Origin of the sequence: Sedimentitalea todarodis (assembly GCF_032595355.1) — a bacterium.
Lineage (GTDB): Bacteria > Pseudomonadota > Alphaproteobacteria > Rhodobacterales > Rhodobacteraceae > Sedimentitalea > Sedimentitalea todarodis.
This window is the reverse complement of the sequence record NZ_JASMWN010000007.1, coordinates 114,953-138,730: the sequence shown is the minus strand read 5'-3', so window position 1 is coordinate 138,730 and position 23,778 is coordinate 114,953. Positions and strand designations below refer to the sequence as shown.

23 protein-coding genes are annotated in these 23,778 nt (G+C 60.6%); 21 read left to right on the top strand and 2 right to left on the bottom strand.

Going from position 1 to position 23,778, the window contains the following annotated elements:
- The first annotated feature begins 402 nt into the window (after positions 1 to 402).
- From QO231_RS11285 to QO231_RS11195, 19 genes are all read left to right on the top strand, one after another.
- Positions 403 to 1,455, top strand: a complete 1,053-nt coding sequence (locus QO231_RS11285) for an ABC transporter ATP-binding protein (protein ID WP_316776143.1) — start codon at positions 403 to 405, stop codon at positions 1,453 to 1,455.
- 65 nt (positions 1,456 to 1,520) lie between these two features.
- The gene (locus QO231_RS11280; RefSeq protein WP_316776141.1) at positions 1,521 to 2,738 is read left to right on the top strand and encodes an ABC transporter substrate-binding protein; all 1,218 of its coding nucleotides are present in this window, start codon (positions 1,521 to 1,523) and stop codon (positions 2,736 to 2,738) included.
- A gap of 133 nt (positions 2,739 to 2,871) precedes the next feature.
- Entirely contained in the window at positions 2,872 to 3,894 is a 1,023-nt protein-coding gene (locus QO231_RS11275; RefSeq protein WP_316776139.1) for a carbohydrate ABC transporter permease, read from the top strand.
- Between the two features lies 1 nt (position 3,895).
- Complete coding sequence (locus QO231_RS11270; protein ID WP_316776138.1) at positions 3,896 to 5,053, top strand: carbohydrate ABC transporter permease; 1,158 nt, start codon at positions 3,896 to 3,898, stop codon at positions 5,051 to 5,053.
- A gap of 36 nt (positions 5,054 to 5,089) precedes the next feature.
- Positions 5,090 to 6,073, top strand: coding sequence for a TRAP transporter substrate-binding protein (locus QO231_RS11265; protein ID WP_316776136.1), 984 nt, complete (start codon positions 5,090 to 5,092; stop codon positions 6,071 to 6,073).
- 23 nt (positions 6,074 to 6,096) lie between these two features.
- Positions 6,097 to 6,588 (top strand): TRAP transporter small permease, encoded by a 492-nt coding sequence (locus QO231_RS11260; protein ID WP_316776134.1) that lies wholly within the window; start codon positions 6,097 to 6,099, stop codon positions 6,586 to 6,588.
- A 3-nt stretch (positions 6,589 to 6,591) separates the two neighbouring features.
- Positions 6,592 to 7,881 carry a TRAP transporter large permease gene (locus tag QO231_RS11255; protein ID WP_316776133.1) on the top strand — a complete coding sequence of 430 codons (1,290 nt, stop codon included), beginning with the start codon at positions 6,592 to 6,594 and terminating at the stop codon, positions 7,879 to 7,881.
- 1 nt (position 7,882) lies between these two features.
- Positions 7,883 to 8,425, top strand: coding sequence for an ester cyclase (locus tag QO231_RS11250; protein WP_316776131.1), 543 nt, complete (start codon positions 7,883 to 7,885; stop codon positions 8,423 to 8,425).
- Positions 8,422 to 9,753: a histidinol dehydrogenase gene (gene hisD / locus QO231_RS11245; RefSeq protein WP_316776130.1), complete on the top strand. Its 1,332-nt coding sequence runs from the start codon at positions 8,422 to 8,424 to the stop codon at positions 9,751 to 9,753. The genes QO231_RS11250 and hisD overlap by 4 nt, the downstream gene beginning before the upstream one ends.
- 70 nt (positions 9,754 to 9,823) lie before the next feature.
- Positions 9,824 to 10,873 carry an ester cyclase gene (locus tag QO231_RS11240; protein WP_316776128.1) on the top strand — a complete coding sequence of 350 codons (1,050 nt, stop codon included), beginning with the start codon at positions 9,824 to 9,826 and terminating at the stop codon, positions 10,871 to 10,873.
- Positions 10,870 to 11,637: an SDR family NAD(P)-dependent oxidoreductase gene (locus QO231_RS11235; protein ID WP_316776126.1), complete on the top strand. Its 768-nt coding sequence runs from the start codon at positions 10,870 to 10,872 to the stop codon at positions 11,635 to 11,637. The genes QO231_RS11240 and QO231_RS11235 overlap by 4 nt, the downstream gene beginning before the upstream one ends.
- A complete protein-coding gene (locus QO231_RS11230; RefSeq protein WP_316776125.1) occupies positions 11,637 to 12,656 on the top strand; it encodes a LacI family DNA-binding transcriptional regulator in 1,020 nt (339 codons plus the stop codon). Before QO231_RS11235 ends, QO231_RS11230 begins: the two co-directional genes overlap by 1 nt.
- Positions 12,653 to 13,621: a nuclear transport factor 2 family protein gene (locus QO231_RS11225; protein ID WP_316776123.1), complete on the top strand. Its 969-nt coding sequence runs from the start codon at positions 12,653 to 12,655 to the stop codon at positions 13,619 to 13,621. Before QO231_RS11230 ends, QO231_RS11225 begins: the two co-directional genes overlap by 4 nt.
- Positions 13,622 to 13,708: 87 nt before the next feature.
- Positions 13,709 to 14,674 carry a cupin domain-containing protein gene (locus tag QO231_RS11220; protein WP_316776121.1) on the top strand — a complete coding sequence of 322 codons (966 nt, stop codon included), beginning with the start codon at positions 13,709 to 13,711 and terminating at the stop codon, positions 14,672 to 14,674.
- A gap of 76 nt (positions 14,675 to 14,750) precedes the next feature.
- Positions 14,751 to 15,374: a class I SAM-dependent methyltransferase gene (locus QO231_RS11215; protein WP_316776119.1), complete on the top strand. Its 624-nt coding sequence runs from the start codon at positions 14,751 to 14,753 to the stop codon at positions 15,372 to 15,374.
- 1 nt (position 15,375) lies between these two features.
- Positions 15,376 to 16,497 carry a cobalamin-independent methionine synthase II family protein gene (locus QO231_RS11210; RefSeq protein WP_316776117.1) on the top strand — a complete coding sequence of 374 codons (1,122 nt, stop codon included), beginning with the start codon at positions 15,376 to 15,378 and terminating at the stop codon, positions 16,495 to 16,497.
- The gene (locus QO231_RS11205; RefSeq protein ID WP_316776225.1) at positions 16,398 to 17,186 is read left to right on the top strand and encodes an alpha/beta fold hydrolase; all 789 of its coding nucleotides are present in this window, start codon (positions 16,398 to 16,400) and stop codon (positions 17,184 to 17,186) included. The genes QO231_RS11210 and QO231_RS11205 overlap by 100 nt, the downstream gene beginning before the upstream one ends.
- A gap of 1 nt (position 17,187) precedes the next feature.
- Complete coding sequence (locus QO231_RS11200) at positions 17,188 to 17,883, top strand: RraA family protein (RefSeq protein WP_316776115.1); 696 nt, start codon at positions 17,188 to 17,190, stop codon at positions 17,881 to 17,883.
- A 33-nt stretch (positions 17,884 to 17,916) separates the two neighbouring features.
- Positions 17,917 to 18,933: a nuclear transport factor 2 family protein gene (locus QO231_RS11195; protein WP_316776114.1), complete on the top strand. Its 1,017-nt coding sequence runs from the start codon at positions 17,917 to 17,919 to the stop codon at positions 18,931 to 18,933.
- 26 nt (positions 18,934 to 18,959) lie between these two features.
- Here QO231_RS11195 and QO231_RS11190 read toward each other — a convergent pair whose 3' ends face one another.
- Together QO231_RS11190 and QO231_RS11185 are read right to left on the bottom strand one after the other, a co-directional pair.
- Positions 18,960 to 19,292 (bottom strand): DHCW motif cupin fold protein, encoded by a 333-nt coding sequence (locus QO231_RS11190; protein ID WP_316776113.1) that lies wholly within the window; start codon positions 19,290 to 19,292, stop codon positions 18,960 to 18,962.
- Positions 19,279 to 19,797 (bottom strand): MarR family winged helix-turn-helix transcriptional regulator, encoded by a 519-nt coding sequence (locus QO231_RS11185; protein WP_316776111.1) that lies wholly within the window; start codon positions 19,795 to 19,797, stop codon positions 19,279 to 19,281. The genes QO231_RS11190 and QO231_RS11185 overlap by 14 nt, the downstream gene beginning before the upstream one ends.
- A gap of 110 nt (positions 19,798 to 19,907) precedes the next feature.
- Here QO231_RS11185 and QO231_RS11180 point away from each other — a divergent pair, with 110 nt between their 5' ends.
- Both QO231_RS11180 and QO231_RS11175 read left to right on the top strand, forming a co-directional pair.
- Positions 19,908 to 21,995 (top strand): hydantoinase/oxoprolinase family protein, encoded by a 2,088-nt coding sequence (locus QO231_RS11180; protein WP_316776109.1) that lies wholly within the window; start codon positions 19,908 to 19,910, stop codon positions 21,993 to 21,995.
- Positions 21,979 to 23,739, top strand: a complete 1,761-nt coding sequence (locus tag QO231_RS11175) for a hydantoinase B/oxoprolinase family protein (RefSeq protein ID WP_316776107.1) — start codon at positions 21,979 to 21,981, stop codon at positions 23,737 to 23,739. The genes QO231_RS11180 and QO231_RS11175 overlap by 17 nt, the downstream gene beginning before the upstream one ends.
- Positions 23,740 to 23,778 lie beyond the last annotated feature (39 nt).

Sequence of the window (23,778 nt, the reverse complement as noted above, 5' to 3'; positions counted from 1 at the left end):
TGTGAAGCAAGCGGTCTGGCGCCATTGCGGGTACTGACTGCGATGAGTGCAAGCGATTGCCTGCAATCTGGGGTGGCACCCGGCTAACGATAATACTGGGCACGCCAGACACGGGTAAGAACAGCACGTCAAACGTTGGTGCCAGAACATTTTCATGCGGATGGGTCTGCGCCGGGTCACCCGTCTGCCAGATGCGTTCAGAGAGTCCTCTTGGGGCAGGTCAGCCAAATTGAAGGACCCGCGGAAGAGATTGACATTTTTCAGGGCGTGTTTACAAATACTTACACGGTCTATTGCAGTGCATTTATCAAAATTTTGCATACGATTGCAAATTTTGTCTTGCGATAATTTCGAGCGGCGCCTAACTTTTGCATGCGTATGCAAACGCTGCGGGGGAGAGATATGGCCGAAATTCAACTCAAGAACATTTCCAAACGCTGGGGGTCTTTTGTAGGGGTCGACGATTTCGATCTGACCATTGCAGATCAGGAATTCCTCGTCCTTCTTGGTCCCTCCGGTTGTGGCAAGACAACCACGATGCGAATGATTGCCGGATTGGAAGAAGCCAGCGGTGGCGAGATCTGGATCGGTGATCGGGTTGTGAATGATCTCGATCCCAAGGACCGCGATGTGGCCATGGTGTTCCAGTCCTACGGACTGTACCCGCACTTGAATGTCTACGAAAACATCCGCTTTCCTCTCAAGGTTCGCAAGGCCGATCCGGCCACGCACGACGACCGGGTGATGAAAGCGGCAGAGATGGTCGAATTGACCGATTTTCTGCATCGCAAGCCTGCCGAACTGTCGGGTGGTCAGCGCCAGCGTGTCGCCCTCGCGCGGGCCATCGTACGCAAGCCGTCGGTCTTTCTGATGGACGAACCCCTGTCCAACCTCGACGCCAAATTGCGAGTCTCAACGCGCGCGCAGATCAAGAATCTCAGCCATGAACTGAAGGTCACAACGGTCTACGTGACCCATGACCAGATCGAGGCGATGACGCTGGCGGATCGGGTCGTCGTGATGAAAGCCGGGGTGGTTCAGCAGGTCGGCACACCAACCGATATCTATGACAACCCGGCAAATACCTTTGTCGCCAGTTTCATCGGCTCACCGGCCATGAACCTGATGGAAGGCGAGATCAAGGGCGGGACGTTCACCGGGCGCAACGTTTCGATTTCCGGGCTGAGCGCGTCGGACGGGCCGGCGACGCTGGGCTTTAGGGCCGAGGACGCCGAAGTGGTCGAAGGCACCACGGGACAGATCACCGCCCCGCTCTATACGATCGAACTGTTGGGGGATGCGACGATGCTGACGGTGCGCGCCGGTGGCGAACTGGTATCGGTCAAGGCGCACAAGGAATACCGGGCCGAGATCGGCGACTCGGTGTCGTACTCGGTCCCGACAACGATCTGTCATCTCTTTGATAGCAAGACCGGAAAAAGGCTGGCGCAGTAACAGAAAACCTCTGTTACGGCAGCACAGTCGTACCAAGAAAAATCTCAACAGGAGGAAACACCCCAATGAATGTCAGAACACTCGTCCTAGCCGGGGCAGTGTCGGTTGTCGGAACCGCCACATTGGCCTGCGAAATCAAGAACGAAACCCCGGTCAGCATGCTGTCTGCGGGGTTCGAAGCCTGGAAGGCCGTTGCCTCGGCGATGGAAGAATGCGGTAATTTCGAAGCCGAACTGGATCAGGAATTCCGCCAGAAACAGCCTGCTGCCTTTGCGGCCAACCCCTCGTTGTATGCCCTGGGTGGAGTCTCGAACGGGACGATCACGCCGCTGATCAACGAAGGGACGATCCGTCCGCTGGATGATCTGGTCGAAAAATATGGCCAGGACCTGACCGCCAATCAGCTCATCCGCATTGATGGCAAGGTCATGGCCATCGCGATGATGGTGAACACCCAGCATCTGATGTATCGCAATGACATCCTCGAGCAACTGGAGATCCCGGTGCCGGAAACCTGGGACCAGGTTCTGGAAGCTGCGGCCAAGATCCGGGATGCGGGAGTGGTCGACTATCCGTTGGGTGCAACGATGAAGACCGGCTGGAACCTGTCTCAGGACTTCAACAACATGTTCTTTGGCTTCGGCGGGAAATTCGTCGATGACAACAACATGCCCACGGTGAACACCGAGGCCGGGGTCAAGGCGTTGGAAATGATGAAGGCGTCGACCGAATATCTTGATCCGGAATACCTGATTTCGGACTCGACCTATGTTCAGCAGCAGTTCCAGCAGGGCAAGATCGCCATGGCGAACCTCTGGGCCAGCCGGGCCGGCGCCGCCGATGACGAGGCCGAAAGCCAGGTTGTCGGGTTGGTCAACGGGGCCGCGGCACCGCGTGCCTTTGAAGGTGGCCCGCCCGCAACCACGATCTGGTGGGATGGCATCGTCATCGCCAAGAACATCTCCGATGAAGAGGCCGAGGCAGCGTTCCGCTTGATCGTGGAAGGGCTGGACTCCGAAATGGTCAAGGCCAACAACGATGCGGCTGTCTGGCTGGTGCCGGGCTATGAGCCGGGACGTCTGGCGCAGGGTGCGATCGCGACACTTCAGGCACAGCCGTCGGCAGTTTCGTATCCGTCAACCTCGGCCATGGGGCTGATGCATACGGCAGTCGGCAACAAGGTCAGCAACTACCTGACCGGCGCCACCGATGCCGAGGCGACGCTGCAGGCGATCGAGGACGAATATCTGGTCTCGGCCAAGGAAGCCGGGCTGATCCAGTAACCGGATCCGCATCGCACGACCGGGAGGCGCGGGCCGCGCCTCTCGCACGATCCCCTGCATCCTGCAGGACGGAGGCCGCTTTGCAGCGCCTCGCCGACCCCGAAACCGATAGTCACAGAATGAGGGCAGGACCATGAAATTCAAGACTTTCGCGGCGTTTGTTGGACCTTCGCTTTTCATGATGATCCTGTTCATCGCGTTGCCGCTGATCAGCGTGTTCATCCAGAGCTTCTATGTCACGCAACCGGTGTTCGAGCAGGTTGAGATCGAGACCTGTACACCGGGATTCCCGCAGCCGGTCTGCGTGACTGAGGTGAAGAGCCAGCCGATCATCGGCGAAGATGGCAAGATGCAGACCAATACCTATTTCGCCGGTCTGGAAAGCTATCGCAACGTTCTGGAACTGGACCGGGTGGCCGAGGCGATTGGCAACGGCAGCTGGAGCGAGCTGATGAGCATCGATTTCTGGAAGGCGCTGCGGTTCACGCTGACCTTCACGCTGCTGACCCTGCCCTTGGTGCTGATCGTCGGATTGGGCATCGCCCTGGCCGTGAACAATGCGATCCGGTCGGTCCGGGGGCCGGTCATCTTTATCTCGCTTCTTCCTTTCATCATCACACCGATCATCGGCGGCCTGTCGATCTATTGGCTGTTCATCGGTGACGGCATCCTGACGTCGGCCATGGAATGGTGGAGCGGGACGGATATTTCCATGTTCACGCAGGCCTGGACCTTTGAGCTGATGATGATGTTCTACCGGGTCTGGCACGTGGCGCCGTTTGCCTTTGTCATCTTTTACGCCGGCCTTCAGACGGTGAATCAGGACACATTGGAAAGCGCGATCATTGACGGCGCCAGCCGGTGGGAACGCCTGCGATTTGTCATCGTACCGCATCTGATGCCGCTGATTGTTTTCATCGCTCTCATCCACCTGATGGACTGCTACCGGGTGTTCGAAGAGATCGTCGCATTCAAGAGCCAGAGCTACGTCATTTCGCTGCAGTGGCTGACCTATGACTTCCTGACGCCGGACGATGCCGGAAACCGTGCGATCAGCCGCGCATCGGCCACGGCCATGCTGACCATGGTGGGAATTGTCATCCTGCTGATCCTGCCGCTCAAGCGCACTTGGCGCGACCACAAGGGGAGCCACTGATATGTCTACACCCAAGGCACTTCGCCAATCCGTCGCACTACGTATAGGGTCCGCCAGTTTCTTGACATTCTGGTGCCTGCTTGCCGCCTTCCCGATCTTCTGGATCCTGGTGATGAGCTTCAAGAGTCCGGTCGACGCCTTTGCGTCAAATCCGCTGGATGTGATCTTTGGCCCGGCTACGCGGGCCGAGGGGAACGGCCTGAGCGTCATGGACATCGTGATCGGGCTCTTTGTGCTCTGGCTCAGTTTCCGCTTTGCCTTCAAGCATCTGCCGGAGATGATCGAGAAGTTCACAAAGCCGGGCACGGTGATCATCGGCTGGGTCATCGCAGTGCTTGGCTTTGCGCTGACCTTTGTCGTGGTGTTCTTTGGCATCCTGCCGTGGTTGCTGGTCGGGGTGAATGCGATCACCGGACCGCTGGGCGAGCCGATCATAGGGCTGACCACAAAGAACTACGTGTCGGTCTGGGTCGAGAACGAGTTCTACCGCAACTTCCTCAACTCGCTGATCGTGACCGCGGGCGTGGTCACCGTATCGCTGACCGTCGGCACACTGGCGGGCTACGGGCTGGCGCGGTCGGGATCGAATCTGGCCTTCTGGCTGCTGATCCTGGCCCTGATCTTCCGGGCGCTGCCGCATTCGGTGCTGGTGGCGGGCTATCTGCCGGTCTTCATCAATTCGTCGGAAATCCTGCGTCCGATCCTGGGGGACGCGGCCCCGACGCTTTACGGACAGCCCTATGCGGTCATCGCGGTGCTGGTCGCAATCAACCAGCCCTTCACCATCTGGATGCTGCGGTCGTTCTTTCAGAACATTCCGGCAGAACTGGACGAGGCAGCGCGCGTCGATGGCTGTTCGCATTTTCAGGCGTTCCGGCGCGTTATCATGCCGGTCATGTGGCCGGGTGTCATCACAACGGGTCTGTTCAGCTTCCTGCTGGGATACAACGACTTCCTGGTGACATCGCTACTGCTGGATGCGCAGAACCAGACCATGGTTCCGGCGATTGCAGGGTACTTCAACCGCGAAACCACCACCACCGATCAGGTCGAGGCAATCGCTGCCGCCGTGTCTATCACCGCGCCGTTGTTCCTGTTGGTCATGGTGTTTCAACGCCAGATCGTCAGTGGTCTGACAGCCGGGGCGGTCAAAGGCTGACGCTCCAGTGACGCTCACATAGAAAGGTACAAACCAATGAAACATACCCTCCTTGCCGCTGCTGGCCTGTCGCTCGCCCTGACCGTTCCGGCGTTTGCGGACAGCACCATCCGGATTGGCCATGCCACGCCGGAATCCTCACCGATCCATCAGGCGCTGCTCTATTTCCAGGAGCAGATCGCAGAACGCTCCAACGGTGAAATGCAGGTCGAATTGTTTCCGGGTGGTCAGTTGGGCAGCGTCAAGGAAATGACGGAACTTGTGCAATCGGGCAATATCACGATGACCACCGGCGCCTCGGTGCTGCTGAGCGCGGCGGTCGATCAGTTGGCAATTCTTGACCAGTTCCTTCTGTTTGAGAACGAGGAACAGGCGCGTGAATTGCTGGATGGCGCGGCGGGCCAGTCGATTTCCGATGCGATGGAGGCCCGTGGGCTGAAAAACATGGGGTTCATGGAACTGGGCTTCCGCAGTTTCACCAACAGCCGTGCGCCACTGGACAGCTACGAGGCCTTTGCCGGACTTCGGATGCGCTCGGCCGACAACCCGATCGCGATCAAGGCGTGGCGTTCGGTTGACGCCGTTCCGGTTCCGCTGGCCTGGGGCGAAATCTATTCGTCGCTGCAACAGGGGCTGATCGACGGGCAGGAAAGCGCCTTGAATTCGATGGTCATCGAACGGTTCTTTGAAGTGCAGAAGTACGTATCGCTGACCGGACATATCTATTGGCCGGAACTGTGGATGGCCAATCTGGACTGGTTTCAGGGCCTGAGCCCCGAGGATCAGACACTTATCATGGACGTGGCCAGCGAAACTGTCGTGAAACAGCGCGAACTGGCCGCCGCCGCCAACGCTGCGACCCTCGTTGAACTGGAAGAGGTCGGACTGGAGATCAACGAGCTTCCCGCTGCTGACAAGCAACGCCTGGCCGACACCATGAATGCAGCCATCGAAGCGGATATTCGCGCCAAGGTCGGCACCGAATTCTATGACACCTTCATGGCGGCAATCGGCAAGTAGTCTGCTGGAAAGGAAACAGGCGAATGCGTGCTTTGGAGAAATGGTTCGAGCCGGTTGTGATCGTGGGCATGCTTGGGGCGATCATTCTGCTGGTGTTCGTCGATGTTATTGCACGTTTCGCTTTTTCGACTTCGGTTGCCGTGGCCAACGAACTGGCGCGGTTTTGCTTTGTCTACATGATCTATTTCGGGGTCAGCTACGCGATCCGTGAACGTCGCCACATGCGGGTCACTGTTGTTCTGGACATGATGCCCGAGGCCGCGCGGCGATGGGTCTTTGCACTGGCCGAATTCGTGTTCCTTGCCTATTCGGTGATGGTTTGCTGGCTGGGTGTGGTGATCACCCAGCAAGCGTTCGACCGCGGCAAGATCCTGAGTTCGACGGAATGGCCGCTGGGTGTGCTGTATGCGGCGATCATCCTGTCGGGCGCGCTCAGTTCGGCGCGGCTGGTCCACTCGCTCTGGCGTGTTGTGGCCCGCGGGGACACGCATCTTGGCCCGCAGATGGATGTTTGACCGATGACCACCGCAATTCTCTTCGGCAGCTTCTTTCTCTCGCTCGTGATTGGCGTACCCATCGGCATCGCGCTTGGGACCGCCAGCCTCCTGGCCATCGCCTATATCCCGTTCCTGAGCTTTGATTTGTACGCGCTTGGACTGGTGTCGGGCATCAACAGCTTCACTCTGATCGCTGTTGTCCTGTTCACCCTTGCGGGCAGCCTGATGGCGCAGGGCGGTATTTCGCGGCGGCTGATCGCGGTGGCCGACCGTGCGTTTGGCCGCAGCCCCGGTGATCTGGGGACTGTCACGATCATGGCCTGCCTGTTCTTTGCCGCGATTTCGGGCACCGGAAGCGCGACCGTGGCGGCCATCGGTCTGGCGATGATCCCGGCACTGGTCGAACGTTGCTACGACCGTGCCTATGCCGGGGCCATGGTTGCCAGCGCCGGTGGGCTGGGCGTGATGATCCCGCCCTCGGTGGTGATGATCGTCTATGCCGTCGCGGCCGGCGTTTCCGTCACCGCCTTGTTCATGGCCGGGATCGTGCCCGGCATTGTCATCGCGCTGACGCTCATCGTCTATAACATCCTGCAACGCCGCAAAGCCGTGGCCCAGGGCGACCGGGTGGTCCTTGAAGGCAGTGTCTGGACAGCGCTGAACCAGGCCAAGCTGGCACTGGCCATGCCGATTGTGGTGTTGGGCGGAATTTATTCGGGCATCGTGACTCCGACTGAAAGCTCTGCCGTCGCGGTGGTTTATGCCCTGATCGTCAGCTGCTTCGTCTACAAGGAACTGCCGCTCCGCGATCTGCCAAAGATGATGCTGGATTCCGCGCTTCTGGTGTCGGCGGTGCTGGTGATCATTGGCGCTTCGGTCGCCTTCGGTCGTATCATCGCATTGGAGAAGATCCCCACCGAGCTGGCGCAGTTCGTGCTGTCGCTGACGCAAAGCAAATACATCGTTCTGCTGGCCGCAATCGCGCTCCTGCTGGTTGTGGGAACTTTCCTTGAAACTCTGGCGGCGATTGTCATCCTGACGCCGGTGTTGCTGCCGATCATGACCCAGTTGGGTGTCGACCCGGTGCATTTTGGCATCGTCATGATCGTGGCGCTGGCCATCGGGTTCGTGACGCCGCCGTTGGGTGCCAACCTGTTCATGGCCGCACAGGTCGGGCAGATCCCGTTCGACCAGATCGCCCGGCGCATTTTCCCGTGGGTGGTCGCCATGGTGGTGGCACTGCTGATCATCGCGTTCATTCCGTGGCTGTCGCTGGTACTGCCTCAGATATTCCTTGGCTACGGAGGCTGACATGAAAGGATCAAGACCCGAACAGGCCGTTCTGAGCCGTAGCACCGATATGGCCAAGACAGAGGCGACCCGCACCGTTATCGAAGGCATGGTGGATGGGTTGAACGACCATCGCATTGCCGATATCGGAGACTTTTTCGCCGAGAACTTTCGCTGGATGGGCAATCAGGGCTGCGGCACCAAGAATGGGCTGCGCGAGTTTCAGGACAACTGGCAGCGCCCGTTTCAGGCGGCGTTTTCCGACAAGGTCTGTATCGACGAGGCACGTCTGTACATGGGAGAATGGGCCGCTGCCTTCGGGCGGCAAGAGGCAACGCACAGTGGCGATTTCATGGGCATCGCCCCCACCGGCAAGCGCGTGACCATCCGGTATATGGATTTCTGGAAGGTGAAGGACGACCGTATCACCGACAACTGGGTGATGGTCGATTTCCCGCATGTTCTTGCCCAGCTCGGTCGCGATGTGTTCGCGGGTGAAGGCTGGGAAAACTATGATGAGGGCCGGCGCGTTTCGCCCGGTGCGAAACAAGAGGGACTGACATGACGATCGAATACCTGAAACGCGGCAAGGCGGCAGAAGCCCGCGCCGAGGATGATGCCAAGACCCGTGCCATCGTGGAATCCACGCTAAAGGCCATCGAGGAGCGCGGCGACACTGCCGTGCGCGAATTGTCGGAGAAATTCGACAAGTATTCGCCAGAGGCCTTTCGCCTGTCACAGGACCAAATCGTCGCTTTGATGGCCAAGGTGTCCGATCAGGAAATGGCCGATATCAAGTTCGCGCAGGAACAGGTCAGGAATTTCGCACAGGCGCAGCGCGATTCGATGCTGGATATCGAAGTGGAAACCCTGCCGGGGGTGATACTGGGCCACAAGAACATTCCGGTGCAGTCGGTCGGCTGCTACGTGCCGGGCGGCAAGTTTCCGATGGTCGCCAGCGCCCATATGTCTGTCGCCACCGCCAAGGTCGCGGGCGTGCCGCGCATCATCGCCTGCACCCCGCCGTTTGGCGGCGAGCCGAACCCGGCGGTGATCGCTGCCATGCATCTGGGCGGGGCGGACGAGATTTACGTTCTGGGCGGCATCCAGGCCGTCGGGGCCATGGCCATCGGCACCGAAACCATCGAACCGGTGCACCTGCTGGTGGGGCCGGGCAACGCCTTTGTCGCCGAAGCCAAGCGGCAATTGTTCGGCCGCGTCGGCATCGACCTGTTCGCCGGGCCGACCGAAACCATGGTGATCGCGGACGAAACCGCTGCCGATGCCGAACTGTGCGCCACCGACCTGCTGGGACAGGCCGAGCATGGCTACAACAGCCCCTGTGTGCTCTTGACCAACAGCCGCGCATTGGCCGACGGCACGCTGGAAGAAATCGAACGTCTTCTGGGCATCCTGCCGACGGCCAATACCGCCAGGGTCAGTTGGGAGGACTATGGCGAGGTGATCGTCTGTGACACCTACGAGGAAATGCTGGAAACGGCGGATGACATCGCGTCCGAGCATGTTCAGGTGATGACCGACCGCGACGATTGGTTCCTTGAGAACATGACCTGCTATGGCGCTCTGTTCCTCGGGCCGCGCACCAATGTCGCCAATGGCGACAAGGTGATCGGCACCAACCATACCCTGCCAACCAAGAAGGCGGGGCGCTATACGGGTGGCCTTTGGGTTGGCAAGTATCTGAAAACCCACAGCTATCAGAAGGTCTTGACCGATGAGGCGGCGACGATGATCGGCGAGTACGGCAGCCGGTTGTGCATGCTGGAGGGCTTCGTCGGACATGCCGAACAATGTAACGTCCGTGTGCGTCGCTATGGCGGCATCAACGTTCCTTACGGCGAAGGCGCGCCGGTCCGCAAGGCAGCGGAGTAATTCGGACAAGGCACAGCGGGGTGGCGGTTGCCGCCGCCGCAAAGCAATGACAGGCGCGAACGAGGAAAGAATGGACCGGTCAACGGCTCACAAGAACAAGATCGAACCATTGCGCCGGGCGATGCGCGATTTTGACGAGGGCAGGGTGCGCGTGGCCCTGGCTGGAGTGTGCGCGGAGGATGCGGTGTTTCATCATTGTCATCCGTTCGGCGATCTGGTGGGGCCAGCGGCGTTCTACGATACCGCCCTTTCGCCATTGTTTGGGGCATGGCCGGATCTGGAGCGCCGCGACTGGATCGTGATGGCGGGCCAGACGCCGCAAGGGGCCGACTGGGTCGGCTGCGGCGGGCATTATGTCGGGACGTTCCTTGCTCCATGGCTGGACATTCCGCCGACGGGCCACCTGGTTCACATGCGATTTCACGAATTCTATCGCTTCGAAAATGGCAAGGTGGTTGAGTTCCAGGCGATCTGGGACATTCCCGAGGTCATGATGCAGGCCTGCGCCTGGCCCATGGCCCCGTCGCTGGGGCGCGAACTCTGTGTGCCCGGGCCGGCCACCCAGGACGGTTTCGTGGCGGGGCCGCAGGACACAGTGAAAAGCCGTGACAGCATGGATCACATCGTCGAAATGCTGGACCACCTCAAACGTCACCCGTCTCAGGGTGGGCTGGAGGTCATGCAGATGGAACGGTACTGGCACCCCCGGATGAATTGGTATGGACCCGCCGGGATCGGCACCGGGCGCGGCATTGCAGGGTTCCGCAACTGGCATCAGATCCCGTTTTTGAACGGGATGCCGGATCGCGGGCGACATGAGGACGAGATCGTCTATCACTTCTTTGGCGACGGGCACTACGCCGCCGTCACCGGTTGGCCGGACATGATCCAGACTGTGAGCCATGACGGGTGGCTGGGCATTGCCCCCACTGGCAGAAAAATCTCCATGCGCAGTCTCGATTTCTGGCGCTTGGAAGACGGGCTGATACGTGAGAACTGGGTTTTGGTGGATCTGCTTGATGCCTACGCACAGCTAGGCGTTGATGTCTTTGCGCGGTTGCATGAATTCAACAAGGCCCGCAATCTGGGGCGCATCACCCTGCCGGAGTCATCGCTATGACAACTTTGCCTCGTACTCCCTCGCTGCGCCTTGATGGCAAACGTGCGCTGGTCACCGGAGCATCCTCGGGGATTGGAATGGGGTGCGCCGTGGCGCTGGCCGAGGCGGGCGCTCATGTGGTCTGCGCCGCGCGGGGCAAGGACAAGTTACAGGCCGCCGTCGATGCGATGCGCGACCAAGGCTGGTCGGCCGAAACATTGACACTCGATATGGGCGATCTTTCTGCTTTGAATGCTGCACTCACGGCGCAGGATCCGTTTGATGTGGTCGTCAACTCCGCCGGTGCGGCACGCCATGGCCCGGCGCTGGAAACGCAGCCCGACGACTACGATGCGGTGATGAACCTCAATCTGCGGGCCGCCTACTTCCTGTCGGTCGGTGCCGCTGAGGGTATGAAATCTGCATCGCGGGGTGGGTCGATCATCCACGTCAGCAGCCAGATGGGTCATGTCGGAGGCATTGACCGCGCGGTCTATTGCGCCTCGAAACACGGGCTGGAAGGCATGGTCAAGGCAATGGCCATTGAATGGGGAGCGGAACGCATCCGCATCAATACCGTCTGCCCGACCTTTATCCGCACGCCCCTGACCGAAGCGACGTTCGACAACCCGGAGCGCGCGGCCTGGATCACCGAGAAGATCAAGCTGGGCCGCGTCGGTGAGGTCGAGGACATCATGGGAGCGGTCCTGTATCTGGCGTCGGATGCCGCAGCGCTGGTCACCGGCACCTCGTTGCTGATCGACGGGGGTTGGACCGCAGATTGATGGGGAGCAAAATCACATCTCAGCAAGTGGCCGAACGTGCCGGCGTCAGCCAGTCGGCAGTCAGCCGTGTGTTCACGCCGGGCGCTTCGGCGTCCGAGAAAACCGCCGCGAAGGTGCGCAAGGCGGCCGCGGAACTGGGATACCGGCCGAATATACTGGCCCGCTCGCTGATCACCGGCAAGAGCCGGATCATCGGATTGGTTGTCGCCTATCTGGAAAACCAGTTCTACCCGGAAGCCATGGAACGGTTGTCCCGGCGGTTGCAGGAAGAGGGCTATCACATCCTCGTTTTCCTGTCGAACAACGACGATGCAGTCACCGGTGGCGTGATCGATGAACTGCTCGACTATCAGGTCGACGGCATCATCACCGCATCGGTCAGCATGTCGTCGGACCTGACCGCGCGTTGCGAGGCGGCGGGCATCCCGATCGTCCTGTTCAACCGGCAACAGGATGATGAGCGGCTGTCCTGCGTACGGTCCGACAATGTGGCGGGCGGGCGCAAGGTGGCCGATCTGTTGCTGCGCGCCGGGCATAGAAAAATCGCCTATATCGCAGGCTGGGAGGGGGCCTCGACGCAACGCGATCGCGAGGCCGGGTTCCTGAAGGGGCTCGCAGATGGCGGGCAGGAGCTGTTCGCACGCGGAGAAGGCAGGTTTTCCTACGACGCCGCCGCCGAGGCCGCGCGGGACATGTTCACCCGGTCGGACCGTCCGGATGCGGTATTCGTGGCCAATGATCACATGGCCTTTGCGGTGATGGACGTGCTGCGGTTCAAGCTGGGACTGCGCATACCCGAGGATGTTTCTGTCGTCGGCTATGACGATGTGCAGCTTGCCGCCTGGCCTGCCTATGACCTGACAACCGTTCGCCAGCCTGCCAACCGCATGGTCGCCGCGACGGTGGATATCCTCTTGACAAGGATAAACAATCCCGAGTCAGACCCGCGCCGCGTGGCCATCGACGGCCCGCTTATTCTGCGCGGATCGTCTCGCAAACACAAAGGACAGACGACATGAAGGGCTTTGACCCGAAATGGAAGGATTTTCCCGACTACATCATCGGCATCACCAAGGAGATCTGGGAAGATCGCGGCATCGCAACGCTGGATCACTATTACGGCGACACGATGCCGGTGCGGTCTCCGTCCTCGATCGTGATCGGCAACAAGAATGTGGTCGCCGCGACCATGGCGACGCTGGCCGAGTTTCCTGACCGCACGTTGTTCGGCGAAGACGTGATCTGGTGTCCGGGCAACGATGACGGTCTGCTCAGCTCGCACCGGCTGCTGTCGACCGCCACCCATAGCAATCCGGGTGTCTATGGCGAACCGACCGGAAAGAAGCTGCGGTACCGCATCATTGCCGACTGCTTCGCCCAGGCCAACGCGATCACCGACGAATGGCTGGTGCGCGATCAGGGCGCGATCGTGCGGCAACTGGGGTGGGAGCCTGTGGATTACGCCCGTGACCTGATCGAGCGCGAAGGCGGACCCGAACATTGCATTGCGCCCTATCTGCCGGAAAACGATGTGCCCGGACCCTATTCGGGAAATGGCAACGACAACGAATGGGGGGCGAAATACGCCGATATCCTGACCCGAATGATGAATGCAGATTTCACCGTGATCCCGGCCGAATACGACCGCGCGGTGATCGGGGAATACCCCGGTGGCGTGACATCGATCAGCCACGAGGGCGTAGACCGGCACTGGCTGGGATTGCGCGCCTCCTTTCCCAATGCGGAGTTTCGGATCCATCATGTTATCGGCCGCGACGATCCGACGATGTCACCGCGCGCCGCGATCCGCTGGTCGCTGGATGGCGCGCACGACGGCTGGGGAAGTCTTGGACGTCCGACCGGCAAGCGCGTGCACATCATGGGGATATGCCATGCCGAGTTCGGCCCTTGGGGCCTGCGCCGGGAATACGTGCTTTATGACGAAACCGCGCTCTGGAAACAGATCATCCTGCAAACCGGCTGACGCCATGCGCTGCAGCGCGACATCTTCCCGGAATCGAGACGTATCTGGCACCGGCTGGACGCAACGAACGGCAAACTGGAGAACACAATGACACCTGAAGACATGGAATCCCGCATCGTCCGCTATGGCGATCTGCAACCCTGCAAGACCGCCTTTATCGACGCCCACACACCGGGCAGCGATCAAAAGGAGAACTTTACCATCATCGGCGGCGGCGTTTCCGAAAGCCCCGATCAGCACGTGCACATCACCATTCCGCACGGCTTCAACATCGGCGCTGCCGGGCAGCCGCCGAAATGCCGCAACAGTCTGCACAACCACCGCACCGCCGAGGTGTTCTTTGTCCTCAAGGGGCGCTGGCGGTTCTTCTGGGGCCGCTGGGGCGATGCAGGCGAGGTGGTGCTCGAAGAGGGCGACATCATCAACATTCCGACCAACCTGTTCCGCGGCTTCGAAAACATCGGAACCGATTACGGGATGATCATGGCCGTGCTGGGTGGCGATGATGCCGGCGGCGGCGTGCTCTGGGCACCGCAGGTGATCGAGGATGCCAAGGATCACGGGCTGGTTCTGGGCGACAACGGCAAGCTCTACGACAGCAAGAAGGGCCAGACCCTGCCCGAAGGCGTCAAGCCGATGCCGCTCCTGACGGACGAGGAACTGGCCAAGATCCCGGAACCCCCTGCGATAGAGGTGATCGGTGGCTATGTCCGGCGCTATTGGGATCTGGTGGCCATCGCCGACAAGAAACCGGCCAAGGTGATCGGCGAGACCGGGGTGATCCGCGACAAGCCGGGTTTCGAGGTCGATTTCATCACCCGTGCCAGCGCCAGCGATGACAGGCACAGCCATGGCAAGCCGTCCGTGCTCATGCCGGTCAAGGGTCACTGGCGTGTTGAATGGGACGGTGGCGACGCAACCCTTGCGCCCGGCGACACCATGAGCATTCCAGAGAACCTGGCCCACAGCGCGGTGCCGTCGATGTCGGGCGAGGCGTCGATGTATCACGTGATCGCGACCAACGATCCCGCCGGGCCGACCTGGCGTAGCTAGTACAACGGTCCCATGCCGCAAACGCCATGACCCCGTGGTGTTTGCCGTGATCCCCATACCCGACGGAACGTCTCCCATGTCCAACTCCGCCCTCCAAACGCTGTCCAGCACCACCCGCGATGTCTATGAACAGAACGCCGCCGCATACGACGCCCAGCGGTCGCGTGCGATGTTCGAGGCGGGTTGGCTGACGCGATTCACCGCCTGCCTGCCTGCCGGTGGCCGGGTTCTTGACCTGGGCTGTGGCGCTGGCGAGCCGATCGCGCGCTGGTTCATCGCCGAGGGGTTCAGGGTGACGGGTGTCGATTTCGCCGATGCCATGCTGGATATGGTCCGCGCGCGCTGGCCGCAGGGCGACTGGCGGGCTGCCGACATGCGGACGCTCGATCTGGGAGAGACCTTTGACGGAATCATCGCCTGGGACAGCTTTTTTCACCTGACCGTTGAGGAACAACGCTGTGCAATCCACCGGATGGCCCGGCATCTGAGGATCGGCGGGTCGCTTCTGTTCACCGTTGGCCCCGACCACGGGGAACGGTCAGGCAGCGTCGCGGGCAAATCGGTCTATCATGCCAGCCTTTCCCCTGCCGAATACGCGACGCTGCTTCAGGATCAGGGATTGCGATTGACCGGATTTCTGGCCGAAGACCCCGAATGCGATAGCCACAGCGTCATGATGGCGCGCAAGAACGGAGACTAACATGGCCATTAACACGACACACGTCGGCAGCTTGCCTCGTACGCAGGAAGTGGTGGACTATATTTTTGCCCGCGAGCAGGGCGAGCCTTATGACGTCCCCGGTTTTGACGCCGCCATGACGCGCGCGGTGTCCGAAACGGTAAAAAAACAGGTAGAGGCCGGGATTGGCATCGTGTCGGATGGTGAGACGTCCAAGATCAGCTACGCCACCTATGTCAAGGACCGCTACACCGGTTTTGATGGTGACAGCCCGCGCAACGCGCCCGCCGATCTGAAGTTGTTTCCCAGCTTTCTGGAACGGATCGCCTCCGAAGGCGGCACCCCGAAATACGCCCGCCCGATGTGCGTGGGCGAGGTCCGCTCTAAGGGACAGGGCGAACTGGAAAAGGATATCGCCAACCTCAAGGCGGCGATGGCGGAGCATAGTGCCGAACGCGGTTTCATGAACGCAGCCAGCCCCGGTGTCATCTCGTTGTTCTTGCAGAATGACTATTACCCAACCCGCGAGGCCTACCTGGCGGCGCTGGCCGATGCGATGAAGGTGGAATATGAAACCATCGTCGCATCCGGACTGGATCTGCAACTGGATTGCCCCGATCTGGCGCTGTCGCGGCACATGCTGTTCACCGATCTGGATGACGATGACTTCGTCAAGGTGGCGCAAACCCATGTCGAGGCTTTGGCGCACGCGCTTGCGGATGTGCCTGCGGAAAAGGTCCGCGTTCATATCTGTTGGGGCAACTACGAAGGCCCGCATGTCTGCGACATTTCCATGGAGCGGATGTTTGACACGCTGATGTCGGTGCCTGCGCGCTACGTTCTCTTTGAAACGTCCAATCCGCGCCACGGCCACGAATGGGAAGTGTTTCGCGACCGCAAGGCCGATATCCCCGACGACAAGGTGCTGGTGCCCGGCGTCGTGGACACGACAACCAATTTTGTCGAACATCCCCGGCTGGTGGCACAGCGTCTGCAAAGGTTCGTTGATATCGTCGGTTCGGATCGGGTAATCGCCGGGTCCGACTGCGGGTTCGGCACCTTTGCTGGGTTCGGGGCGATCGACCCGGCCATTGCCTACGCAAAACTGGGCGCACTGGCAGAGGGGGCGGGTCTGCTGAAATGACTCCTCTGGTCCTGATCCCCGGCATGATGTGCGATGCGCGGCTGTTCGGTCCGCAGATCGACGCGTTTTCGGGGCGGCATCCGATCACCCTGGCGCCCATCAACGCTCACGACACAGTCGCGGCCCTCGCCGCCGATATCCTGACCTGGGCCCCGCAGCGCTTTGCGATGGCCGGACTCAGCATGGGTGGCATCGTGGCGATGGAGGTGCTGCGCCAGGCGCCGGACCGGGTGGTGCGTCTGGCGCTTCTGGACACCAATCCGCTGGCTGAAACCGACGCGGTCAAGTCCCGGCGTGAGCCGCAGATCGGCACGGTACGCGCGGGTGGCTTGCGAGCGGTGATGCGCGACGAGATGAAGCCGAATTACCTGACTGACGGCCCTAGGCGTGGCGCGATCCTGGACCTGTGCATGGCGATGGCCGAAAGCCTCGGTCCCGAGGTGTTCATCCGTCAGTCACGCGCCTTGCAAACCCGTCCTGACCAACAGCAAACCCTGCGCGCCTTTTCCGGACCGTCCCTGGTTCTGTGCGGGCGCGACGATGCGCTGTGCCCGGTGCATCGCCACGAACTGATGGCGTCGTTGATGCCGCAGGCCAGGCTGGAAATCATCGAAGACGCTGGCCATCTGCCGGTGTTGGAACAACCGGAACAAACCAATGCGGCCCTGCGCCGCTGGTTGGAGGACTGACATGGACGATTCACTGTTGGCGCTGCTGCGCAAGGTCGACACCCCCACCGTGTGCAATGCCATCGAGGTGGCGCAGGGCAAGCGCGGGTTCGACCGGTTCACGCGTGGCACCATGCTGTGCAGCGACCCCGGTGCCCCCGCCATCGTGGGCCGCGCCGTGACCGCCAAAATCGCCGCGCTGGCCCCATCGACCGAGGCACCCGAAGTCATCCGTGCGCGCCGGATGGACTATTATCGGTGCATGGCCGAGGCACCCAAGCCTTCGGTCGCGGTGGTCGAGGATGTCGATTTCCCGGACTGCATCGGTGCCTACTGGGGTGAGATCAACACTGCCGTCCACAAGGGTTTTGGCATGTCGGGCGCGCTGACCAATGGTGTCATGCGCGATCTCGGTGACTTGCCGGACGGATTCCCGGTGGTGGCGGGGTCGATCGGGCCAAGCCACGGGTTCGTGCATGTGCGCGAGTTGGGCACACCGGTCACGATCTTTGGTCTGACCGTTGCTGAAGGTGAATTGATCCACGCCGACCGTCACGGCGCGCTGGTCATCCCCGAAGATATCGCGCCGGTGCTGGGCGAGGCCATTCATCGGTTGCTTGACACCGAAAGGCTGGTGCTTGAACCGGCACGCAAGCAGGGGTTTGACTTTGCTGCGTTCGAGGCCGCCTGGTCCGCCTTCGAGAAGGCCCGGACCTGACAGACGCCAGCAGAGGCAAGGCAAGATCACGCAATGACCGATTTTCAGGCCGAAAAACAGATTGTGCGGGCGTTTTATCAGGCGCTCGACAATGCCGATTCGCAACGGATGCCCGAGGTAATGAGTGATCATTGTGCCGATGATCTGCTTTGGCGCGGCTTTCATCCCTTCGGTGAAATTCGAGGGGCCGCCAGGGTCGGCACTGAATTCTGGCAACCCCTGCATTACGGCCTGACACGGCTGCAACGGCGCATGGATGTGTTCATGGCCGGTCACAACATGTTCGACGAAACCCGAGGCGTCTGGGTCTGCTCGATGGGACATCTCATGGGCCTGTTCGATCGGCCCTGGCTGAATATCCGGCCAACCGGGAAAATGGCGTTCCTTCGCTATTGCGCCTTTCACAAGGTGGCGGGCGGCCGCATCGTCGAGACGGCGATGTACTTTGACATTCCGCATCTGATGATGCAGGCGGGGCTGGACCCCTTTCCACCGCAGACAGCCGCGCATCTGGTGCAGCCGGGGCCGCTGACCCATGACGGCCTGATGTTTGATGCGCAACCTGCCGAAGCGGGTCGGAAAACGCTGGCGCTGATCAATGCCATGGTTGCCGTGCTGGGTCAGTGGGACAGCCGCATGCCGCTCGAGCAGGAACTGGCGCAAACCTGGGCAGACGACATGCTCTGGTGGGGGCCGGCCGGAATCGGGGCGACCTACACGATCGATCGCTACGCAAAGCAGCACTCCGCCGTGTTCCGCGCGGGTTTCGGCGAGCGGTCAAGGACCCGGCACATCTGTCGTTTGGCCGAAGGGCATTTTGGTGGCTTCTTTGGCTGGCCCAACTTTTCCGCAACGCCGACGGGGGGCTTCATGGGCATGCCGGCGACGGGCAAGCCCGGAGATTTCCGAGTCATCGACATCTATCGCCGGCAAGAAGGCAAACTGGCGGAGAACTGGGTATTTATCGACCTGCTGCATTTCTGGGATCAGCAAGGTGTCGATATTCTCGCGCGGACAACCGGGATCGATGAGGCCTGTGTTTACCCTTGAAGTGATCGTTTGCACCATTGCGAGCCTCAATCGACGATAAAGACGCTGCATCCTTGGGACGTACGGACGCGGTGGGCTGCATCGCCGTGATTGGAAACGCAAAAACTGCTGCCCTGGCTTATGGGGATCTCGCGGCCATCGGCCAGTTCCACGACCAGTTCTCCTGAAATCACGTGCAGGACATGGCCGCGGTCACACCAATGATCGGCGAGGTATCCGGGCCCGTAATCGACCATGCGAACCCGCAGGTCACCCGAAGAGAAGCTGCGCCATCGGGACGTTCCGGTCGTTCCGGGGTACTCTTCGGACGGGATAGCGTTCCAATCGAGGGTTGTGAAAGGCGTGTCAGGAAGGTTCATTTTCGTTCCCTTTTGCGGTGTGCTGCCCGGTTTCCATCGTCGTGGTCTGAAGCAAACCCGGACCTGCCGCGATCTTGCGGGCAAGCTGGAAAAAGGTCTCGCGTTCCTGATCATTCAACGGTGAGAACAGTTCCTCCTGACGCCGGACCGACACGGCGCGGATTTCCGCAAGCAGTTCCTTGCCCGTCGCTGTCGCAAAGAGCCTTTTCTCGCGGCCATCGGCCGCCGATGCCTGCTGTTCAATCAGGTCACGGTCTTCCAACAGGGCAACCGCACGGCTGAGCGTGTTCTGCGGTCGGGGAAACAGATGCCTGATTTCCTTGGCCCGGATACCGGGGAACATGACGATTGCGAACAATGCGGACCACGCCTGTACCGGCATCCGATAGGTCCGTTCGATAAACCGGTTGGTCACCGCGTTGTTGCCCAGGACGATGTAGCTGACCAGCATGAGATATCGCAGGTCAGACTGGAAAATGGCGTCAAGCTTTTCTTGTTCATTCATTGGGCATTTCCTCGGGCGGCCTTGTCGATGTGATGGGCGGTGGCAGAAACTCCTTGCCATATACATCCATATGGATCAATCTTTTGATGGCAACCAAGGAGACAGGTGGGATGATCGTATTGGGCGTTGATGTGGGCGGCACCTTTACCGACCTGATCCTGGCTGACCTGGAAAAGCAGGAGCTGACGATCCACAAGACATCTTCTACCCCGGCCAACCCGGCAATCGGGGTGGTCAACGGGTTGACGGCGATCTGCGAAAAGGCGGGCATCAGGGCATCCGATATCAATTCGCTGTTTCATGGCACGACTGTTGGCACAAACGCCATGCTCGAGCATGACGGCGCGGTTACCGGCATGATTACCAATGAAGGGTTCCGCGATATTCTGCACATCGGGCGCCACCAGCGCCCCCAGCATTACTCCATCATGCAAGATCTGCCATGGCAGAACCGTCCGTTGATCAGGCGACGTTACCGTCATACCGTCGCCGGGCGGCTCGACGCGGCGGGTCAGGAGTTGATCCCGCTCGACGAAGATGCCCTGCGCAAGGCCGCGCGCACGCTGGCCGCCGAAGGGGTCGAAGCGGTGCTTGTAGGGTTTCTGTTCTCCTACGTGAACCCGATGCATGAACGCCGTGCCGCAGAAATCTTGCGCAATGAAATGCCTGATGTTTTTGTGACCACGTCCGCAGATGTCGCCCCGCAGTTTCGCGAGTTCGAACGCTTTACGACCGGTGCAATGTCGGCGTTCATTGGCCCCAAGGTGCGTCGCTACATCACCCAACTCCAGGATGAGTTGAGCCTTCAGGGATTGAAAGGTGAGCTACATGTGATGACATCATCAGGTGGCGTAGCGACGCCCAAGATGATTGCCGAAAAACCGGCCTCTACACTGTTGTCGGGTTTGGTCGCGGGCGTGCGCGGCGGGGCATGGGTGGGCAGCCATATCGGTGCTAATCGTCTGATTACCCTTGATATCGGCGGGACGAGTGCCGATATCGGCATTGTGCTGGATGGCCGTCTGACAGAGGCCGATGCACGCTCGGCATCGATTGCCGGCTTTCCGGTCATGTTGCCGATGATAGATATTCACACCATCGGGGCAGGAGGCGGTTCGATTGCCTATGTCGACCGTGGTGGCGCGTTTCGTGTCGGCCCCGAAAGCGCCGGCGCCGATCCGGGGCCTGCCGCCTATGGCCAGGGCGGCGACCGGCCCACCGTGACAGATGCCAATCTCGTTCTGGGCCGGCTGGCGCCTCAGAATTTTCTGGGTGGCGACATGACGCTGGACACGGGCGCGGCACGGCGCGTCATTACGCAGTTGGCCGGTGAACTGGGCCGCACGCCGGAAGAGACCGCAGAAGGGGCGTTGACGGTCCTGAACTCCAATATGGCCAACGCGATCCGCTCGCGCACGGTGCAAAAGGGCATTGATCCACGCGAATTCACGCTGAGCGGTTTCGGCGGGGCCGGCCCGCTGCATGCGGCAGAGGTCGCGGGGATGCTGGGCGTGCGCCGCGTGCTGATCCCGCCGCATCCGGGCATCACATCTGCACTCGGGTTGCTGACGGCGGACCTTGAGTATCATGCATTACGCACTGCTTTCTCTGTGAAGGGCAACGTGGATCATCCGCGACTGACTGGTCTCTTTCAGGACATGGAAACAGAGTTGAACGACATCTTTGAACAAGATGGAGTGCCCCATGCCAAGCGGCGGATGCTGCGCGAGGGCGACCTGCGCTATGTCGGGCAAGGCTATGAACTGAAGATCGACTTCCCCGATGGCCCTTTGGACCATTCAGCTCTGGAACAGGTCTGGCAGGATTTCCATGACCGCCACCGCGCAGAGTATGGTCACGCCTTCGAGGCGAGTCCGATCGAGATCGTGACCGTCAAGGTCCGTGGGCTGGGCGAAGTGGACAAGCTGGGCACGCCGCCATTGGCAACAGCAGCGGGCAGCGCCGAGCCTGTCGGGCAGGGCAGGTGCGTGTTCCGGGTGAACGATACGCTCGAGACCTTTCAGACTCCCTATTTCGACCGGGCATCGCTACCGACAGGGCAGTCGCTGACCGGCCCCGCGATCCTGCTTCAGACCGACAGCACCACCGTGGTTCCGCCCGGGTGGAACTATGTGGTGGACAAGTTCGCAAACGTCCTGATGACCCGCGAGGAGGCCCAAGATGCAGACCAGAGTTGATCCGTTTCTGGCTGCCGTGATCCACGGTGCGCTCGAAAATATCGCCATTGAAATGGGCCACAAACTGATGCGGATGAGCTATTCCAGCATCATCCGCGAAAGTGAGGATTTCGGGGCTGCGCTGACCGACGCCAAGGGGCGGCAATTGTGCGAATGCACCATGTCCACACCTTTGCAGTCGGGACCGATCCCGGGCTATATCGACGGTATCCTGAGCGAGCTGGACCGGCGCGGAGACACCATCCGACCCGGCGATGTGTTCATGCACAACGATGCCTATGCGGGCGCGTCGCACGGACCCGACGTGGGATTCGTGGTGCCGATCTTTCATGAGGGCACATTGGCCGGATTTTCAGTGACAACGGCGCATCATCTTGACATCGGGGCGTTGACACCCGGCAGCTGCGGGATCGTGGATGCCGTGGATGCCTATGCCGAAGGTCTGCAATTCAAGGCCGTGCGGGTCTATGACGAAGGAAAGAAGGTCGAGCCGGTCTGGCAGATCCTGCGCAGCAATATCCGCATTGCCGATCTGGTCGTCGGTGACATGGAAGCGCAGGTCGCGGCCGCGCGGATCGGGGCCGACCGCTATGCCGTGCTGTTGAGTCAGTATGGTTTGGACACGGTGACGGCTGCCTACGAAGATCTCCTGGACTATTCCGAAAAGATGATGCGCGATGCCATCGCAGCAATCCCCGACGGCAGGTACCATGCAATCACCTACATCGACGGTTACCTCGACAGTGACGATCCTGCGCTCAAGGAATTGCCGATCGCGGTCACGCTGACGATCACCGGTTCGGATATACACGTTGATCTGACGGGCACGGCACCGCAGACCCCGAACAAGCCCATCAACATGCCCTTGGTCGGAACCGTGGATTGCGCCGTCTGGCTGACACTTCGCTCGATCCTGTTGGACAGCGACAAGTTCGGGGCGATACCGCAAAACTCGGGCCTGACACGGCCCATCACGATCTTTGCGCCCAAAGGGTGCCTGGCCAACCCGATCTTTCCGGCCCCCGTGATCGCACGATTCTGTCCCGGCAATGCCGTTGCAGATACGGTCATGAAGGCGATCGCGCCCGCGGTGCCACAACAGATCAGCGCGGGCATCGGTAACCTGCGCGTCATGGCGTTTTCCGGGGCCACAAGCGCGGGGCCCTGGGTGCATATGGAGATCATGGAGGGCGCTTACGGCGGGCGATACGGCAAGGACGGAATGGATGCGGTCGATACGCTTTACGCCAACACCCGCAACAACCCGGTTGAAGACATCGAAAGTCACCTGCCGCTTCGCGTGCTGAATTACGAGCTACGCGAGAATGTCGCCGGACCGGGCCAATGGCGGGGCGGCATCGGATCAATCCGGTCGTTCGAATTGTTGCAGGATGGCGCGGTGTCCGTCGAAGGCGATGGCCAGCGTTTCAGTCCCTGGGGCTTTGCCGGAGGCGCGGATGGCTCACCCGCCAACGTCGACCTGATACGCGCCGACGGGCAGATCGAGGCCTTGCCGTCAAAGATACCCTATCGCCAGTTGAACAAGGGCGATCGCATCACGGCCTATGGTCCCTGCGGCGGCGGCTACGGCGACCCGATGAAACGGGAACCTCTGGATGTGCTGGACGATGTGCTGGACGGGCTGATCGACAATGAGGCCGCACGACAGAAATATGGCGTCGTGATCCACAATGGATGCGAGGTGGATCGTGCGGCGACCGAAAGACTGCGCACCGCCGGATAAGAGCGGGCATGCAGAAGAAACGTAAGAACTGAACCAACG

Excerpts from the sequence above, each read along its gene's own strand:
- QO231_RS11180 (WP_316776109.1), top strand. The coding sequence starts at position 19,908 with ATGATCGTATTGGGCGTTGATGTGGGCGGCACCTTTACCGACCTGATC.
- QO231_RS11220 (WP_316776121.1), top strand. The coding sequence starts at position 13,709 with ATGACACCTGAAGACATGGAATCCCGCATCGTCCGCTATGGCGATCTG.
- QO231_RS11230 (WP_316776125.1), top strand. The coding sequence starts at position 11,637 with ATGGGGAGCAAAATCACATCTCAGCAAGTGGCCGAACGTGCCGGCGTC.
- QO231_RS11275 (WP_316776139.1), top strand. The coding sequence starts at position 2,872 with ATGAAATTCAAGACTTTCGCGGCGTTTGTTGGACCTTCGCTTTTCATG.
- QO231_RS11215 (WP_316776119.1), top strand. The coding sequence starts at position 14,751 with ATGTCCAACTCCGCCCTCCAAACGCTGTCCAGCACCACCCGCGATGTC.
- QO231_RS11260 (WP_316776134.1), top strand. The coding sequence starts at position 6,097 with ATGCGTGCTTTGGAGAAATGGTTCGAGCCGGTTGTGATCGTGGGCATG.
- QO231_RS11190 (WP_316776113.1), bottom strand. The coding sequence starts at position 19,292 with ATGAACCTTCCTGACACGCCTTTCACAACCCTCGATTGGAACGCTATC.
- QO231_RS11185 (WP_316776111.1), bottom strand. The coding sequence starts at position 19,797 with ATGAATGAACAAGAAAAGCTTGACGCCATTTTCCAGTCTGACCTGCGA.
- QO231_RS11285 (WP_316776143.1), top strand. The coding sequence starts at position 403 with ATGGCCGAAATTCAACTCAAGAACATTTCCAAACGCTGGGGGTCTTTT.
- QO231_RS11250 (WP_316776131.1), top strand. The coding sequence starts at position 7,883 with ATGAAAGGATCAAGACCCGAACAGGCCGTTCTGAGCCGTAGCACCGAT.
- hisD (WP_316776130.1), top strand. The coding sequence starts at position 8,422 with ATGACGATCGAATACCTGAAACGCGGCAAGGCGGCAGAAGCCCGCGCC.
- QO231_RS11255 (WP_316776133.1), top strand. The coding sequence starts at position 6,592 with ATGACCACCGCAATTCTCTTCGGCAGCTTCTTTCTCTCGCTCGTGATT.
- QO231_RS11200 (WP_316776115.1), top strand. The coding sequence starts at position 17,188 with ATGGACGATTCACTGTTGGCGCTGCTGCGCAAGGTCGACACCCCCACC.
- QO231_RS11280 (WP_316776141.1), top strand. The coding sequence starts at position 1,521 with ATGAATGTCAGAACACTCGTCCTAGCCGGGGCAGTGTCGGTTGTCGGA.
- QO231_RS11270 (WP_316776138.1), top strand. The coding sequence starts at position 3,896 with ATGTCTACACCCAAGGCACTTCGCCAATCCGTCGCACTACGTATAGGG.
- QO231_RS11240 (WP_316776128.1), top strand. The coding sequence starts at position 9,824 with ATGGACCGGTCAACGGCTCACAAGAACAAGATCGAACCATTGCGCCGG.
- QO231_RS11225 (WP_316776123.1), top strand. The coding sequence starts at position 12,653 with ATGAAGGGCTTTGACCCGAAATGGAAGGATTTTCCCGACTACATCATC.
- QO231_RS11210 (WP_316776117.1), top strand. The coding sequence starts at position 15,376 with ATGGCCATTAACACGACACACGTCGGCAGCTTGCCTCGTACGCAGGAA.
- QO231_RS11235 (WP_316776126.1), top strand. The coding sequence starts at position 10,870 with ATGACAACTTTGCCTCGTACTCCCTCGCTGCGCCTTGATGGCAAACGT.
- QO231_RS11175 (WP_316776107.1), top strand. The coding sequence starts at position 21,979 with ATGCAGACCAGAGTTGATCCGTTTCTGGCTGCCGTGATCCACGGTGCG.
- QO231_RS11265 (WP_316776136.1), top strand. The coding sequence starts at position 5,090 with ATGAAACATACCCTCCTTGCCGCTGCTGGCCTGTCGCTCGCCCTGACC.
- QO231_RS11195 (WP_316776114.1), top strand. The coding sequence starts at position 17,917 with ATGACCGATTTTCAGGCCGAAAAACAGATTGTGCGGGCGTTTTATCAG.